Annotated in this window: 14 protein-coding genes and 1 pseudogene; 6 read left to right on the top strand and 9 right to left on the bottom strand. The window is 30.7% G+C overall.

From position 1 onward, the window contains the following. Positions 1-26: 26 nt before the first annotated feature. The 5 genes and pseudogenes from purE to KV700_RS09765 form a co-directional block, all read right to left on the bottom strand. Positions 27-506, bottom strand: a complete 480-nt coding sequence (gene purE / locus KV700_RS09785) for a 5-(carboxyamino)imidazole ribonucleotide mutase (protein ID WP_165733879.1) — start codon at positions 504-506, stop codon at positions 27-29. 157 nt (positions 507-663) lie between these two features. Then, the gene (locus tag KV700_RS09780) at positions 664-1,260 is read right to left on the bottom strand and encodes an HNH endonuclease domain-containing protein (RefSeq protein ID WP_218597774.1); all 597 of its coding nucleotides are present in this window, start codon (positions 1,258-1,260) and stop codon (positions 664-666) included. Positions 1,261-1,262: 2 nt separating this feature from the next. Continuing rightward, on the bottom strand, positions 1,263-2,558 hold the full coding sequence (locus KV700_RS09775; RefSeq protein ID WP_218597773.1) for an ATP-binding protein: 1,296 nt from the start codon (positions 2,556-2,558) through the stop codon (positions 1,263-1,265). 94 nt (positions 2,559-2,652) lie between these two features. Further along, positions 2,653-3,810: pseudogene (locus KV700_RS09770) on the bottom strand (5-(carboxyamino)imidazole ribonucleotide synthase). A gap of 53 nt (positions 3,811-3,863) precedes the next feature. Beyond that, positions 3,864-4,289 (bottom strand): phosphoribosylaminoimidazole carboxylase, encoded by a 426-nt coding sequence (locus KV700_RS09765; protein WP_166387899.1) that lies wholly within the window; start codon positions 4,287-4,289, stop codon positions 3,864-3,866. A gap of 194 nt (positions 4,290-4,483) precedes the next feature. On the opposite strand from KV700_RS09765, the gene greA reads away from it, so the two are divergent. The 3 genes from greA to KV700_RS09750 all read left to right on the top strand — a co-directional run bounded on the left by greA (position 4,484) and on the right by KV700_RS09750 (position 5,996). Next, positions 4,484-4,957 (top strand): transcription elongation factor GreA, encoded by a 474-nt coding sequence (gene greA, locus KV700_RS09760; RefSeq protein WP_218597772.1) that lies wholly within the window; start codon positions 4,484-4,486, stop codon positions 4,955-4,957. A gap of 291 nt (positions 4,958-5,248) precedes the next feature. After that, positions 5,249-5,638 (top strand): HIT family protein, encoded by a 390-nt coding sequence (locus KV700_RS09755; protein WP_165733875.1) that lies wholly within the window; start codon positions 5,249-5,251, stop codon positions 5,636-5,638. Between the two features lie 22 nt (positions 5,639-5,660). Next, complete coding sequence (locus KV700_RS09750; RefSeq protein ID WP_165733874.1) at positions 5,661-5,996, top strand: hypothetical protein; 336 nt, start codon at positions 5,661-5,663, stop codon at positions 5,994-5,996. 205 nt (positions 5,997-6,201) lie between these two features. On the opposite strand, the gene KV700_RS09745 is transcribed toward KV700_RS09750, so the two are convergent. Both KV700_RS09745 and KV700_RS09740 read right to left on the bottom strand, forming a co-directional pair. After that, positions 6,202-11,001 carry a T9SS type A sorting domain-containing protein gene (locus tag KV700_RS09745; RefSeq protein WP_218597771.1) on the bottom strand — a complete coding sequence of 1,600 codons (4,800 nt, stop codon included), beginning with the start codon at positions 10,999-11,001 and terminating at the stop codon, positions 6,202-6,204. Between the two features lie 270 nt (positions 11,002-11,271). Beyond that, complete coding sequence (locus tag KV700_RS09740) at positions 11,272-12,423, bottom strand: HAMP domain-containing sensor histidine kinase (protein WP_218597770.1); 1,152 nt, start codon at positions 12,421-12,423, stop codon at positions 11,272-11,274. Positions 12,424-12,618: 195 nt separating this feature from the next. Here KV700_RS09740 and KV700_RS09735 point away from each other — a divergent pair, with 195 nt between their 5' ends. Next, the gene (locus tag KV700_RS09735; protein WP_166387893.1) at positions 12,619-13,479 is read left to right on the top strand and encodes a flavin reductase family protein; all 861 of its coding nucleotides are present in this window, start codon (positions 12,619-12,621) and stop codon (positions 13,477-13,479) included. 5 nt (positions 13,480-13,484) lie between these two features. After that, complete coding sequence (locus tag KV700_RS09730; protein ID WP_068449396.1) at positions 13,485-13,853, top strand: DUF3127 domain-containing protein; 369 nt, start codon at positions 13,485-13,487, stop codon at positions 13,851-13,853. 152 nt (positions 13,854-14,005) lie between these two features. Here KV700_RS09730 and KV700_RS09725 read toward each other — a convergent pair whose 3' ends face one another. Together KV700_RS09725 and KV700_RS09720 are read right to left on the bottom strand one after the other, a co-directional pair. Next, entirely contained in the window at positions 14,006-14,251 is a 246-nt protein-coding gene (locus tag KV700_RS09725; protein WP_166387891.1) for a DUF1456 family protein, read from the bottom strand. 30 nt (positions 14,252-14,281) lie between these two features. Next, on the bottom strand, positions 14,282-14,905 hold the full coding sequence (locus KV700_RS09720) for a YqaA family protein (RefSeq protein WP_166387889.1): 624 nt from the start codon (positions 14,903-14,905) through the stop codon (positions 14,282-14,284). A gap of 123 nt (positions 14,906-15,028) precedes the next feature. Here KV700_RS09720 and aat point away from each other — a divergent pair, with 123 nt between their 5' ends. Beyond that, a complete protein-coding gene (gene aat / locus KV700_RS09715; RefSeq protein WP_166387887.1) occupies positions 15,029-15,655 on the top strand; it encodes a leucyl/phenylalanyl-tRNA--protein transferase in 627 nt (208 codons plus the stop codon). The last annotated feature ends 256 nt before the right edge of the window (positions 15,656-15,911 follow it).

Here is a 15,911-nt window from a genome sequence, read left to right as displayed (position 1 = left end):
TTGAGTTTTTTTATTTTAAAAAAGAATTATTTTCTAACTCTAGCAGAAGCTTGTTCAACTTTCAGTTTCAATTCTTCTTTGTAAGCAATAATTTTATTTAAAACAAGCTCATCTGAAGCACCAATAATTTGTGCCGCTAAAATACCTGCATTTTTTGCGCCGTCTAAAGCAACGGTTGCAACTGGCACGCCACCTGGCATTTGTAAAATTGATAAAACAGAATCCCAACCATCAATAGAATTTCTACTTTTAACAGGAACTCCAATTATTGGCAACGGACTCATAGAAGCTACCATTCCTGGTAAATGCGCAGCACCACCGGCACCTGCAATAATTACTTTAATACCTCTTTTATGTGCGTTTTTAGAGTAATCAACCAATTTTTCTGGAGTTCTGTGAGCAGACACAATATCTACTTCAATTTTAATATCAAAACTCTCTAGAATGTCAATTGCTTCTTGCATTATTGGAAGATCAGAATCGCTTCCCATTATTATTCCTACCATATTTTTTATTTTGTGTTCCTGCTAAAACAGGAATCTATTCAAATTTTGAAAAACCGAGTAATATTCGGTAGTTCGTTTTTATTTTTTTGAGTTAATTTAAAAATTTAAAGTGGTCATTCTGTATTTCTGAACAGCCATATTTTAGAACTAACTAATTTTATTCAATTTCAGGAAGTAATTCCCATATTTTAATTTTAAACTCTTCGTCTATTGCTCTTAAATAAGAAACTTGTTTTAAATCATCATTAATTAATATTTCAAAAAAAGTAGCTGAATCTACACCAAAAATCTCCATCTCTACTTTTTTTCTTTTGATATATTTTTTTCTTTCATCTGCTAAAAGAATATCATCTAATTTAAGTAAATCAATCAAATTTTTAGCTTCAATATCTTTTGAATCTGCTAAAACATAGTCCCCGTTTAAATATAAAATTCGATTCTCGAAAGTTTCATCAGTTGGATGTAAAATTGGCTGATATTTTTCCCATTTAGAAGCTTTTTCTATATTCCATTGGTGTTTCGCTAAAAACCAATTTTGATAAGAATCTTCATCAGTTCCTTTTAAAATAGGGTTAAAATGTTCGATGTCTTTAGCATCTGTTCTTCCAATAAATTCTTCGGTATAAGCACAAAACCCTTTTTGCTCTTTATATAAAATAGTTGATATCTTTTTGTTGTTCGAAGAATTTCCTATAATGTAATTTAAGTTTTCTTTTACAATTTCAGATGCTCTTTTTTTTATAATTCTTTTCATATTTAAAAATTATATGCATCTCCTAATTTCACAGTTTCAAACAGTAATTCTTTTTTCTTTTTTGGGTCTTTTTCATTGGCTACTGATTGTTTTAAGCTAAGGTATTTCTTGTAAGCCTCTTCTCCATGTTTATTGTAATAATTAATTCCAAAATCATTTTTTAGCATATCGTTTGGGTCATCACCAATAGGCGAACTTCCTCGTCGAACAGCTACCTTGCCTTCTTTATCAAAATATAAAATAAAACGTTCTTCGGGTTCAAAAGAAGCCGCAATAAAAGGAGAATGCGTTGCTACAATAAATTGAGCATCTGGAGCAAGATTTTGATAATGCTCTATTAAATCCATTTGCATATCTGGGTATAATGAGCGCTCAGGTTCATCCATTAAAATGATAGCATCTTTTGTATCTAATTTGAATAATGGTAAAAATGTAAGCAATAAACTTTTTGTTCCTGTGCTGGTATTTTGGATTGGAATAATTTCTTCGTTTCTTTTATTAGCAATAGGAATTGAGTATTCTGTATTTACAATATCTACTTCTAAATTTAATTTTTCAATGATTGGATTGAATTTTAATGCAAATTCTTTTAGTTTATTTGGATTCTCTTTTTGCCACTTATTAAATTCTAAATTTAATTTTTTTGTATTTCCTAATAATCCTTTGTGGATTAGTTCAGACATTTTTTGATTGAACTTCTTACGATATTCAAGAATTTCAGATAATAATTTCAACCAAGTTTTATATTCAACTTTATTATCGAAAGTAGAAGTAAATTCAGGATCTACTAGATTTACTATATTTTCCTTTTCAATTTCTTTAAAATCAGAATCATTATGTTCAAATATTTCTACTGGATTTTTATTGAAAATTGAAATGTTTTCATCTGAAATAATATTCGTTTTAAAAAATAAAAGGTTTGATTTGGAAACGTTAGGAATTAATTTGTTTACTACTCCTCCATGATTTTGATAACTATATACTTTCTCATTATAAGTAGTTATTCCATTTTTTGTTTTGTAAATATTTGGTTGAAAGTTTATAATTAATTCACCATTTAATTTTTTTTCAAAATCTTTAGTGAAAATAAGTGAGTTACCAACTATTTCTTGATTTAAGGCTTGTTTTACTTGTAAAAACAACAACTCTAATAGATTAGTTTTCCCTGTAGCACTTTGTCCAATAAAACAAATTTTATCTAAAGGTTGTCCTTTTCTTTTTCCTGTTTGATAGGTGAAATCAAAATCAAGATTTTCTAGATGCTTGTATTGTTCTATGTTTAATTTTGAAATTTTCATTGTAGAAATTTTTACTAAATTAAGGAATACTTATCAATCTTTTATCACTTTTTGAACTGTTGCATTTTTTGCACTAGTTCAAAATATTTTTAACTTATTTAGAAACCACCCTAAGCGTTTCTTTTACTTCTTGTGCTACTTTTCTTGCAACTTCAATATCTTTATTTACAATCGTAACATGGCCCATTTTTCTAAACGGATGTGTTTCTTTTTTTCCATAAATATGTGGCGTAACACCATCAATTTTTAGAATTTCTTCTATGTTTTCATAAATTACATCACCAGAAAAACCTTCTTCACCTACTAAATTCACCATAATTCCGGCAACTTTACTATCGGTATTTCCTAACGGAAGATTTAAGATTGAGCGAATATGTTGCTCAAATTGATTGGTATAACTTGCTTCTATAGAATAATGCCCAGAATTATGAGGTCTTGGTGCTACTTCATTTACTAAGATCTTATCATCTACTGTCTGAAACATTTCTACAGCCAATAAACCAACAAAATCTAAATCGCTGACTACTTTTAAAGCTATTTATCTCGCTTTTTCTGCTACCTGAGCATCTATTCTTGCAGGGCAAATAACATACTCTACTTGGTTTGCTTCTGGATGAAATTCCATTTCTACAACCGGGTAGGTTTTTACTGCACCATCTGCATTTCTTGCCACAATTACTGCCAATTCATTTTTAAACGGAATCAGTTTTTCAGTAATACACTCAACATTTGGCAAAGAGTCTAAATCTTCTATATTTCTAACAATTTTAACACCAGTACCATCATAACCAAAACGAGCAGCTTTCCAAACAAAAGGAAAATCTATCGTGTTATTTTCATAAGAATGTTTAATTTCAGTTGAATGTGCAAAATGAGAAAAATCTGCAGTAGGAATTTCATGATCTACATAAAAGTTTTTCTGTCTTGCTTTACTCTGTATAATGCGTAAATCTTTCGGTTTCGGAAAAATGGTTAAACCTTCATCTTCTAGTTTATCTAAGGCATCTAAGTTTACATTTTCAATTTCAATAGTTAAAACATCTACGGTTTTACCAAAGTTGTAAACGGCATCAAAATCTAATAAATCTCCAACCACAAACGTGTTACAGATTTCTGCACAAGGTGCATTTTTATTCGTTTCTAAAATAGAAGTATGAATGTCTAATTTTTGCGTTTCTGCTAAAAGCATTCTACCTAATTGACCTCCACCAAGAACGCCTAATTTAAAATCTGAAGAATAATAGTTTTTCACGTTGATAATTGTTGTGTTTAGGCAAAAATAAGCAACTTATCTAAAGTACCCTATTAATAATTACTGATTCGAATAGCGGTTCCGACTTTTGTAACTTTGTATTCTATTGCAGGGCAAATAAAACCTTCCGTTTGTGGAGCACCTCCAATACTTCTTCCAACACCATATTCGCTGCCATCACATTCGCATTTTAAAATAAAAGTTCCACTAAAAGTCATAGGTGTATCGCAGTCTCCAACGGGACACAATTTGTCATATGCTACAAATTCAGTTCCATTTACATTCATTAAAAGTATTCCTTTAGAGCCTCCACTCAACTCTACATAGCCTCCTGGTACATTTACGTCTAATGCTTCTGGATTAGTTAAATATGTAACACGATTTAGTGGTAAAGCTTGTATACATCCGTCTAAATTGTCATTAGTAGAGCAATTTAAAAAGGCTAAAAAGCAGCAGAATAATACTATTTTTTTAATCATACAAAAGTTTCATTTTATTTAAAACGTTAGCAAGTTACAAATATTTTGTATATTTGTTATTCAATCTCATTCCTGTTAGGGCAATGGGATTTTTTAATATAAACCCATGTTGGGTTTTTTTAGTGTAAAAGCAACTTGTTTTTAATAAAATTAAGAAGTTATTAAATTGAGGTTAGAAATTAAAATAAAAAAAAATGAGCGAGATATCTTATTATTCAGCAGAAGGATTAAAGAAATTGAAAGATGAATTGGTGCAACTAGAACAAGTTGAGCGCCCACGAGTAACTACAGAAATTGCAGATGCACGAGATAAAGGAGATTTAAGTGAAAATGCAGAATATCATGCAGCAAAAGAAGAACAATCTCATTTAGAATTTAAAATAGCCAAATTAAAGAACGTTATTTCTAGTGCAAGAATTATAGATGAATCTCAATTAGATACCTCAAAAGTATTGATTCACTCTATCGTTAAAATAAAAAATACAGCTAACAAAATGGAGTTTTCTTACACGTTGGTTGCAGACTCAGAAACCGATGTTAGAAACGGTAAACTGTCTGTAAACTCACCAATAGGTAAAGGTTTGTTAGGTAAAGAAGTTGGTGATGTTGCAGAAATTAAAGTACCAAACGGAATTATGAAATTCGAAATTGTAAATATTTCTAGATAGTTTTTTTAGAAGCTATTTCCTGCTTTCACTACTCGCTTTTTTTACTTAAAAAAAGTAAAAAAGAGTTCAAACAAATAGGCCTGTCTTGAGCGAAGTCGAAAGATTCAATTAGGGCTAGACTTGTTTGCAGGCTTTTAAGATTTCTTAAAACAAATAGACTTTTTATACAAGTTTAAAATTATAAATTCGGGTTTTGGCAATGCTAAAACCCGAATTCTTTTTTTACCTTTACTACTGTTTGTCAGATTGAGCGCAGTCGAGGTCTAATTTATAAATCAATTCCATAAAAAAATGAGCATTTTTACAAAAATCATAGAAGGAGAAATTCCTTGTTACAAAGTAGCAGAAGACGATAATTATATTGCTTTTTTAGATATCAACCCAAATGCAAAAGGGCATACGTTGGTAGTTCCTAAAAAAGAAGAAAACAAGTTGTTTGATTTATCTAAAGAAGATTATTTAAGCTTGATGGATTTTTCTTACCGAGTTGCAGAAGCTTTAGAAAAAGCAGTTTCTTGTAAAAGAGTTTGTATGAGTGTTATTGGTTTAGAAGTACCACATGTACACGTACATTTAGTGCCAACAAATGCAATGGCAGACATGCAATTTAATCAAAAAGTAAAATTAACAAATGAAGAGTTTGTTGCTTTGGCGGCAAGTATTTTATCTAAATTTGAATAAAAACTAATAACTCTAACTAAAAATGAAATACGCTGAATTTAATATAGAATCTAATAAAATTGAGTTTTTAAATTCTTTCTTTGGAGTTGAAAGTGTTTTGTTAAATGGAAAAATAATATCTAAGAAGTTCTCTTTTTCTGGAATTAAGCATAAAGTAAAACTAAAATATAGCGATTTAACATTAGAATCAAATTATAAACAATTCGATAAAAAAGAAATTATACTTGAATTGAAAAATAATGAAGAATTGTTAGATAAGCGAATTGTAAAAACAGACAAAAAACAACGTTTTTATTGGATGTTAATAGGAATGATTTTAGGTTTTGGTATTTATAAAATATTAGATTTCTTGCTTTAAAACTATACTGTATAAATTACAAATAATTAGTTGGCAAACAAGTTTAGCCCTGATTGAACGGTCTGTTTGAGCTCTTTATTGCCATTTTTTTTGGCAATAAAAGCGAGTAGAGAAAGCGGGAAATAGCTTCTAATTAAAAAGCCTACTATTATATATAGTAGGCTTTTTAATGTTTAGAAATTAGTTTTTATTTCCTAAAAATAAATTATTCTACTGCTATTTTTTTAGTAACTCTTCCATTTTCTGTATCAATATTTACAATATAAATAGATTCAGAAATAGTATTAATTTTCAATCTATTTTGGATTGTATTGGTTTCAATTGTATTCCATTCAGCCACTTTTTGACCTAATAAATTAAATAAAGTTACCTTTTTTAATTCTAAATTACTGTTGTTATCAATTACCAATTCTTTAGCGTTATTATCTAAGTAAATAGAAACGTTGTTCTCTAAAATTGCATCTTCTATACCTAATACTTTGCTTTTAATAATTTCAGAAAAAGCAAGTACAAAACGGTCTGTGTAGGTTCCTTTTGCAAGTGTTAAAACAATACTTTCATTATTAAGTAAATAAGATGTTCTTGTTAATTTATCTGTTATGTAGATGTTTCTGTCAATTTCATTCCATTCATCTAAGCTAATTGTTACTTGTCCGTCTTTAGAAATAATCAACTCTAAAGGAATTTCTAGTTCTTCAGAAATACTTTGTACACCAGTAATTACATATTTTTCATTGGTATTAGGAAACTTCCAATAGATATCCGTAGTTCCTACATCATAAATTTCAGTATCGTATCCTTTATCAAAGTTAAAAGAGTTATTGTCTTTAAATGAAATAGCTAATTGTCTATGTAAATTGACGTTATTATCATCGGTATAACTCATTCCTAATTTAATAATTGGCAATGTATTTGTAAAGCTTTTTTTAGCGATTGATTTTTTGTTTCCACTTTTAAAGAAATGAGAATTTGTTCCTTCTTGTACATATTCTCTTTGGCTGTTGTTAAAAACAATAGGTCCAGAGAGTAGATCGTCTCCTTCTATAAAAAATCCTTGTCCGATTGCTATAAAAGATTTTGGCTCTGTATAAGATCCATTACCCAAAGTAGGTGTGCCATTATTACTGTTATTATTGTCAACTACACTGTTTGCAGCAACGCCTCCAGATAAGTTTCTAACAGCATATCCACCAACATATCCGCCATAATTATGGCCTTCAGAACCATTTGTAGAACTTTCTTCTCCTACATGCTCCCAAAAATATAAACTACCGTTAGTAACTTCTAAATTATCTTCGATAAACTTTTTAGCACTTATTGCAGATGCATAAGGATTACCAACTAAATAAGAATCTCCAGCACTAATATAAGTTGTTAATTCACCGTCTTTAGGCGTACCTACAAAAGTATAGTTTTGCGCAGCACCAGATCCTTTAAAAGTAAATCCATCTGTTTGTGAAATGTTTCCACCTTTGTATTTGTGAGTCCAACCAGATCTTCCGTTAGATCCTGTTGTATATGTGTATACCCAATAACCTGCTATAGAAATAGGAGATGTAGTATTGCCATCATACCCACTCACAAAATTAATGTCTGTAATTGCAGAAGTTGCAGAGGTTGGTATTGTACCGTCTTTTAAAACATCTTCTATAGTAAATGTTGTAGCATTAAGCGTACGTACAGGAGAGCTTAAATAGTTATATCTATATTTACTTGATATTGTAGAGTTTTGGTCTACTAATAATTTACCATTACCAGTAACTTTAGAGGTTGTCTTATGCGTTTGAATTAACTGTGCCTTATTAGTGTTGTCTGTACTAATTAAACGTATTTCATCATTTGTATCTTTAATAATTATTTCATTAGTAACAACTAATAGGTTGTCTGTAACTGTAAAAATACTACTCTCTTTAACTTCTAATTTTCTAGCACTTAACTTACCGATATGATTATAATCTTCAGAAACTTTTACATTTCTAGACCTATCTGGGTATCCGTTTGTCCAAACACTATTGCCTAATACGGTAGTTCTGTCTGTGAATTGGAATCTATGTAAACCAGGTTTTATATTAGCTTCATCATTTGCTGTAGCTATTTCAGATAATAAAGGATCGTGTGCATGACGTTCTGTAGCGTTATCATTCGCTTCGTCTGAATAAGTAATAATAGCATCGTTAATAAAAGCGACCCATTCTGTTGTATCTGCAGTTTTATTTGGTTTAGAAACTTCATCAATACGAACATAACTTGTATTGTCTTCTATAGTTGCTATAACATCAATTCTTGTTGCCCAAGCATTATCATCAGAAGTTCTTGTTACAGCTATAATATCATTTGCAGTATCAAAATTGGTAACATTTGTATTTACAATTTCTAATACTGTGGAAAGCTTATTAGAAACAGTTCCTGCAGATATTAGTATAGATTCTCCTGGGTTAATAATACTCGTATTAGAGGTAAAAGCAGTAGGAGTATTACCTGTTTGATCTCCAGAAGTGTTTTTAAAGAGTGCAATAATTGCTGTATTTGGTGCAACGATATTTTGGGTGTCTTTATTGGTAATTTCTATCCAACGTTCCGTGGCTGTTTGGTACACTTGTGTAATCATAGCAACCCCACAGACATTTGTGTTTTTATCTAACGCATACGTATTGTAGGTTGATGTATAGTTTATAGAGGTTGTAGTATTATCATTAGTTTCTAAGCTAGCCGCTAATCCATTATCTCCAACAGGATTATTTGTAATGTTTATTATTGCGTCTGTAATATTGGCAATTGTATTATTGGTGTTATTTGTACCATTTCCATTAGTTACAATTGCACTTTCTAATACTGTAGGCACACGAGCTTCTATAGTATCTGGACAACCATCGCCATCAGAATCTAAATCTAATTGATTTGGTATGCCGTCGTTATCGGTGTCATTATTTCCTTCAGTTGTATCTAAAATACCATCGTTATCATCATCAATATCATTAATATCTGCGATACCGTCTCCATCATAATCTCTTAAAATGTTAAAAGAAACAGAAGGAGAATCACTTGTAATATTGGCATCTGTTTGGTCTTGCGTGTTTGTAGCTGTATTTGTTTTAGCAACAGTAGCGTTAATACCCGTCATTGGATCTACTTTTGCAACAATTGTAATGGTTTCTACTTGGCCACTTGTAAGATTTCCTAATGTCCAATTAGGAGTTGTCCAAGAACCAGTACTTGGGCTTGCATTAACAACTGTTAATCCATTAGGCATTACATCAGAAATATTAATATTTGTAACAGGATTAACACCTTTACTTTCTACTATAATTTTAAAAGTAATATTTTCTCCTTCCATAACTTCAGTCTTGTCAGCAGTTTTGTTAACAATGATATCTGGGTTACAATAATAAGCAGAAATTGGTTGAGAATCATAGGTGCAACCTCCTTTAGAAACACGTACATAATAATCTCCAGATGTTGTTGGGGCGTAAGTAGCATTGGTTTCACCAGGCATTAAAACCCCATTATCATACCATTGGTAAGATTCAAAATTTTTAGTTACTACTTCAATGGTTCCATCTGGCAAACATCCTCCACCGGTTATAGCTAATTCGGTAACAGGTACGGTATCAAAACCAGAAAAATAACCAGCAATACCTCTTGCTCCATTAAACCCTAAAAATCCTACGGCTATTGGTCCTGTAGAGTTTACAGACACATTTCCTGTTAGTCCTGTAATATAAAACGTTTTCCATTCTGATGTACCTGATACAGTTTCCGCAGAAGGTAAAGCAACTACATTGTTGTCATTGGTAACAATAATGTCTGAATTGGCTGTGGTTGTTGATGCTACAATGTATAAACCACCTGATGCTGTAATTCCAGAGATATCTTCTATATTAGAAATATAATCCATTGTGTCAGGCAATAAACAATTTACGGGAGCAACAAAATTTAAACTTACTGTAATAATAGATGAACTACCTGAAAGTACTTGGTAAGCATATACATTTTTTGTTGAAGATACAAACATGTTTTTACCAGATGTAGTGCCAGAATATTTAGAAGATGGTATTTCTGCATACTCTCCAATACCTATGGTAGCAAAAGGAGTCGTTTCATTATTTACATAAATTTCTGTGTTTGCTTGGGTTCCTATAATGATTACAAACTCATTCGTTGTACCACCGTTACCACGCACAAAAACATAGTCTTTTCCTAATTTGTCTTCTGGTACAGGTTGGTCTGCTCCAGCATCTCTGCTTGCACTACTTGGGTTTATACCAAAATTTAACATTCCGTTACTAATGGCAATATCTTTGTCTGCATCAATAGAGGCACCAATCCATCCGTCTACATTGGCAGTGGTAGCGTCTTTTGCAGCTTCAAGTACATAAGACTGTCCTTTGTTTAGTGTAATGTTTATGGTGTTAGCAGTAATGCCGCCAACCGTATTTGTGGCTCTAAATTTACAATTTGTATTATAACCACTTATTTTTATTTTGGTATTGTCTTCTGTAGCCATAATACCTAATGTAGCACTCATTGTTTTATGATTTGCTTCAATAGGAGCGCCTCCCCATTTAAATTTCAGGCCTAAAGCAGCTCTACCTTTAGAGGTAATTGAGGCTGCTTGTGAAGAAGATCTACCTCTATAATTTACATAAAATTTTTCTCCATTTTCAGATTCAAAACGCAAACCACTGTTAGATAAAATGATTCCTGTATTGGCATTGGTTACTAGAGTTATATTGTTGTCTCCATTACCTGGGTTGTAGGTTTTTGGAGTTGCTTTTGATAGTGATATGGTTGTAAGTGCTGTAGTACTAGTACCTTTATATACTTTTACATTGAAACTTGAAGTTTCTGGAGTAGATAAATAGATGGTTTGTTCTTTGATTGCTTGATTGTTAGCATCTTGTTTTAATGGCGGAAGAATATGTAAATCACTTAATTGACTATAACCAACTTGTGTGAAGGTTAATAAAATTATGGAGATTAATATTTTATGTAAATTATGTTTCATTAGATGGTCTTTTTAAATTTTACTTAACATTTGTAAGGTGTTGTAAAATAGCATGTTGCTATACAAAGATAAAAAGTACTCTAGAAAAATAGAAAATTATTATTTGATTCCCCTCGTTAAGCAAGGTGAACAGCAAGTTACTTTCTTTAAACGGTATTTTTACTGATTAAAAAAGGACTAATAGTAGCTGTGATTGGTGTTTTAAAGCTATTATTTTCGTTATTTTATGAGGAAGGATGGTATGTAGTTTCTTTTTAGTATAAGAAGAAACTAAATTTTATTCAGTGAAATCTCAAAAGTAGTTCCTTTTCCAATTTCAGATTTTTGCACAAATATTTTTCCTTTATGATAATCAGAAACAATACGTTTAGATAGTGATAAACCTAAGCCCCAACCACGTTTTTTAGTAGTAAAACCAGGTTTAAAAATCTGTTTAAATAGTTTTTTAGGCATTCCTTTTCCGGTGTCTGAAACTGTAATTTTTACTTTCTTGGGTGTATTCTCTATGTTTAGATCTAATTGACCTTTACCCAACATAGCATCAATAGCATTTTTGATGAGGTTTTCTATAACCCAACCAAATAATTCTGTGTTTAAATTGGTGTAGATCTCGGTGTCTGAAGTTGTAAAAGAGAAAGAAATTTGCTTAGAACTTCTAGACTCTAAATAATCGAAAGCTTGTTTTGTAATAGCAACCACATTTTCTTTTTCAAGTTCTGGCGTAGAGCCAATTTTAGAAAAACGATTGGCAATAGTGTTTAACCTGCTAACATCTTTTTGTATTTCTTCTACATATTTATCATCTACTTTTTCCATTTTTAAAATGGCAATCCATCCTAAAAGAGAAGACAAAGGTGTACCAATTTGATGCGCTGTTTCCTTAGCCATACCTGTCCAAAGTTTATTGGTTTCCGCAACTTTATTAGAGCTGTAAAACATATAAATAACACTTACAAATAGAAATAAAATTAAAATTAACGCAATAGGATAATACGTTAATCTGTTTAATAAATCTGAATTTCGATAATAAATAAACTGTTTATTTTTTCCTTTATAACTAACCTCAATCGGTTGGTTTTCTGCCTTCATTTCTATCAGTTGCTTTTCTAGATATTTAGGGTTTAAGGCTTTTACAGAATCAAGATTCTGAAAATATTCTATTTCTCCTTTATCATTTACCAGAATCATGGGAATATTGTTGTTATTCTCAATAATTTTTAAAGGCAAATCTACATTAGCATCTAAGTTGGTGTCGCTAGCAATTTCTTTTTGAGCAGTTGCTAAAATTTCCATTTTTATACGCTCTTCATGCTTAAATTTCTGAAAGAAAGTGTAGGTGTTCCATAAAATTAAAGAAACAATAATAAACGAAACAAGTATGGTAATTCGTTTAAATAAAAGGGTATTAGAAAAAATGTTCATCAAAACAAATATAAGGTTTCCTCTGTATAACTCATTTAAAGATTAGATAGTATCTTTACAAAGCAAATAATATTTGCCAGTTAGCATATTTACTTTTTATCAATAATTTATTTTGATAAAAGTATCAAACGGATATAAAGACTTCGTTAAACTTTTTAGTTGTGCTCTAAATGGCAATTAATAAAATTTATAAGTATGCTATCCATCAATCCAAAAGAGATTTCTACCCAAAAATTACATCGTTATTTATTAGGCGCCATTGCTCCAAGACCTATTGCTTTTGCTAGTACGGTTGATGCAGATGGAAACCCTAATTTATCCCCTTTTAGTTTTTTTAATATTTTTGGAGCAAATCCACCCATATTAATTTTTTCTCCTGCTAGAAGGGTAAAAAATAACACTACAAAACACACGTTAGAGAATGTATTGGCTACCAAAGAAGTGGTTATAAATGTGGTAAATTATGCCATGGTACAGCAAATGTCTTTAAGTAGTACAGAATATCCGCAAGGTGTAAATGAGTTTGAAAAAGCAGGGTTTACCATGTTGCCTTCAGATCTTATAAAACCATTTAGAGTAGCAGAATCTCCAGTGCAATTAGAGTGCAAAGTAAATGATGTTATTTTTACGGGTGATGAAGGTGGAGCTGGAAATTTAATAATTTGCGAGGTGGTAAAAGTACATATTTCTGAAGACGTTTTAGGAGATGACGGAAGCATAGATCAGCATAAAATAGACTTGGTGGCAAGAGCAGGAGGTAATTTTTACACAAGGGCTAAAGATGGTTTTTTTGAGATACCAAAACCAATTACTACTTTGGGCATTGGAGTTGATAAAATACCTTTAGAAATAAGAAATAGCAACGTGTTAACGGGTAATAATTTAGGCATGCTGGGCAATGTAGAACAATTGCCAACAGAAGCAGATGTTAATAACTTTAAGAAAGATCATTTAGAGTTTATTGGACTAGAAACCACAAAAAAACATACATTTGCCCAAGAGTATTTAAAAAAGAATGATGTAGAAAGTGCTTGGAAAGTACTTTTATTAAATTAGAAATTATGGAAGTTATTGGTAAAGTAAAATTAATTGGAGACGTTCAAACATTTGGATCAAACGGATTTCAAAAAAGAGAATTAGTGGTTACAACAGATGATCAATATCCGCAAATGATTAATATCGAGTTTCAACAAGATAAAACTGATTTATTAAACAATTACAAAGTTGGGCAAGATGTAAAAGTATCTATCAATTTAAGAGGTAGAGAGTGGATTAACCCACAAGGTGAAGCTAAATATTTTAACTCAATAGTTGGGTGGAGAATAGAAAACTTATCTCAAGCATCTGCAGGTGGTAATTTGCCTCCAGTAGATCAATTTGAGCCTGCATCTAAAGTTACAGATGAAGAGCCAGACGATTTACCGTTTTAAATAGTATTAAGATTTTTAGCATTAAGAATCAAGACAAATAAAAAGAGAGATTTCATTATTGAAATCTCTCTTTTATATTTTATAAAGGTTTGTTTATTTTTTGTTAGTTTGTTTCTTGCGTCTAAAAGCGAAGCAATCTAAAAAATAAAAACTTATTTCTTTTCACCTTTTTTAGGCATTGGTCCTCGTAAATGAACAACCAATCCGTTTAAGAAGTTACGCAATATTTGATCTTGACATTCTACATATTTTGGGTGTTCTTCACTTCTAAATAAGGCACCTAATTCTGCTTTACTTACTGTAAAATCTACCAAAGCACAAATTTCTACAATATCTGTATCGCGTAATTTATGAGCTACACGTAGTTTTTTTAAAATGTCATTATTTGTTAATCCCATAATACTAATATAATTATTTTTAATCTGAATTTAATCTACAACCTGAAAAATTGCCCAAGCATATATTGCAAATCTAATAAAACGAAATAAACCAAAAAATACAACTTTATTAAAAGGGTATTTTATCATTCCTGCAGCAATACAAGCAATTGAAAAAGGCAATGGAAATAAAGCACCTACTAGAATTAAAATACCACCCCATTTGCGAGTGTTTTTTAAATTCTTAGCCATTTTTACTTCTAAATATTCTTTAACCGACTTAATTCTTAATGCAGTTTTACCTATAAAGTAAGAAACTAAACCACCAGAATATGATAATGTAGCTAAAATTGTTAAGTTTAATATTGGGTCAGGTGTTTTTTTAGACCACGCAATAAAAATTTCTGGAGGCACTAGGCCTAACAAGGTTTCAGAAACAAAAAAGAATATTAAAACCGTAAGTCTAGAAACCGTTTCTGTAAAATGATGCAATCCATCATTGATATTATATACATATTCGTTAAAAAGAAATAAACATGCAACAACAATTACAATTGGCCAGAAAGCTTTCTTTAAACTCTCCCATATAAACATATAGAACCCCGTTCTATGAAAATAGGAGTGCATTAGTTTTGCTCTATGCGTTTTTGTTTTTTGTTTTCTTTTTTTTGCCATTTTTAGATTTCTCTTTTTCTTTAAACAGAGTACAAAAATAAGGACTTAATTTTTATAAAGTGAACAATAATTTATATTCCTACTCTTTTATGAATTCCTTAATTTAGCAACAAATAAATTTTTATGATTTGGCTTACAGATAAAATTGAATTTCCTCCCTATGAATTAACTACAAAAGATGGAATTATCGCTTTAGGTGGAGATTTATCTGATGAACGGTTAATTTGTGCCTACAAAAATGGAATTTTTCCTTGGTTTTCGGAAGGAGACCCTATTGTTTGGTATTGTCCGTTAGAAAGAATGGTATTGTTTCCTGGTGAAATTAAAGTGTCTAAATCGATGCGAAAAATTATACAGAAAAATGAATTTATCATCACGGAAAATAAGGCGTTTAGAGAAGTAATTTACAACTGTAAAAATATTGAAAGGAGTGATGGTTTTGGTACTTGGATTACTGATGATATGGAGCAGGCTTACATTAATTTACACCATAAAGGCATCGCAAAATCTATAGAAGTTTGGCAAGACAATCAATTAGTAGGTGGTTTATATGGTTTAGAGATTAACAATATTTTCTGTGGAGAAAGTATGTTTAGTAAAGTTTCTAATGTTTCTAAATTGGCATTTATTCATCTCGCTAAAAAGAAAGAATACACTTTAATAGATTGCCAAATGTATAATGATCATTTAGCGAGTTTGGGAGCAAGGGAGGTTGATAGAAGTTCCTTTCTTAAAATTTTAAAATCTTAGTTTTTCATTATTGTCCGATAAAAGACATAAGACCGCTTCGCTTTTAGAATCAAGAATCAAGACGGTGCTCTAACTGCTTGACAAACAGATCTAATTTCAACTAAAATTAGTATATCTTTCCTTAATTAAATTATTAAAAAACAAGAGTGTCATTTAAAAAGTATGCAAAATTACTTATTTACAAAGGTTTATCAAGAAAAATAATCGGACACTAATCAATATTTTTATGAATTGAGGGATTGGAATAATTATTGCA

Source organism: Polaribacter sp. NJDZ03, assembly GCF_019263805.1.
In the GTDB taxonomy this organism is placed as follows: domain Bacteria; phylum Bacteroidota; class Bacteroidia; order Flavobacteriales; family Flavobacteriaceae; genus Polaribacter.
This window is presented reverse-complemented; position numbering and strand designations above follow the sequence as displayed.

Bases quoted from the DNA above. Each gene is read 5' to 3' on its own strand.
- KV700_RS09730 (WP_068449396.1), top strand. From the start codon at position 13,485: ATGGAAGTTATTGGTAAAGTAAAATTAATTGGAGACGTTCAAACATTT.
- KV700_RS09750 (WP_165733874.1), top strand. From the start codon at position 5,661: ATGAAATACGCTGAATTTAATATAGAATCTAATAAAATTGAGTTTTTA.
- aat (WP_166387887.1), top strand. From the start codon at position 15,029: ATGATTTGGCTTACAGATAAAATTGAATTTCCTCCCTATGAATTAACT.
- KV700_RS09735 (WP_166387893.1), top strand. From the start codon at position 12,619: ATGCTATCCATCAATCCAAAAGAGATTTCTACCCAAAAATTACATCGT.
- greA (WP_218597772.1), top strand. From the start codon at position 4,484: ATGAGCGAGATATCTTATTATTCAGCAGAAGGATTAAAGAAATTGAAA.
- KV700_RS09780 (WP_218597774.1), bottom strand. From the start codon at position 1,260: ATGAAAAGAATTATAAAAAAAAGAGCATCTGAAATTGTAAAAGAAAAC.
- KV700_RS09740 (WP_218597770.1), bottom strand. From the start codon at position 12,423: ATGAACATTTTTTCTAATACCCTTTTATTTAAACGAATTACCATACTT.
- KV700_RS09720 (WP_166387889.1), bottom strand. From the start codon at position 14,905: ATGGCAAAAAAAAGAAAACAAAAAACAAAAACGCATAGAGCAAAACTA.
- purE (WP_165733879.1), bottom strand. From the start codon at position 506: ATGGTAGGAATAATAATGGGAAGCGATTCTGATCTTCCAATAATGCAA.
- KV700_RS09775 (WP_218597773.1), bottom strand. From the start codon at position 2,558: ATGAAAATTTCAAAATTAAACATAGAACAATACAAGCATCTAGAAAAT.
- KV700_RS09725 (WP_166387891.1), bottom strand. From the start codon at position 14,251: ATGGGATTAACAAATAATGACATTTTAAAAAAACTACGTGTAGCTCAT.
- KV700_RS09745 (WP_218597771.1), bottom strand. From the start codon at position 11,001: ATGAAACATAATTTACATAAAATATTAATCTCCATAATTTTATTAACC.
- KV700_RS09755 (WP_165733875.1), top strand. From the start codon at position 5,249: ATGAGCATTTTTACAAAAATCATAGAAGGAGAAATTCCTTGTTACAAA.
- KV700_RS09765 (WP_166387899.1), bottom strand. From the start codon at position 4,289: ATGATTAAAAAAATAGTATTATTCTGCTGCTTTTTAGCCTTTTTAAAT.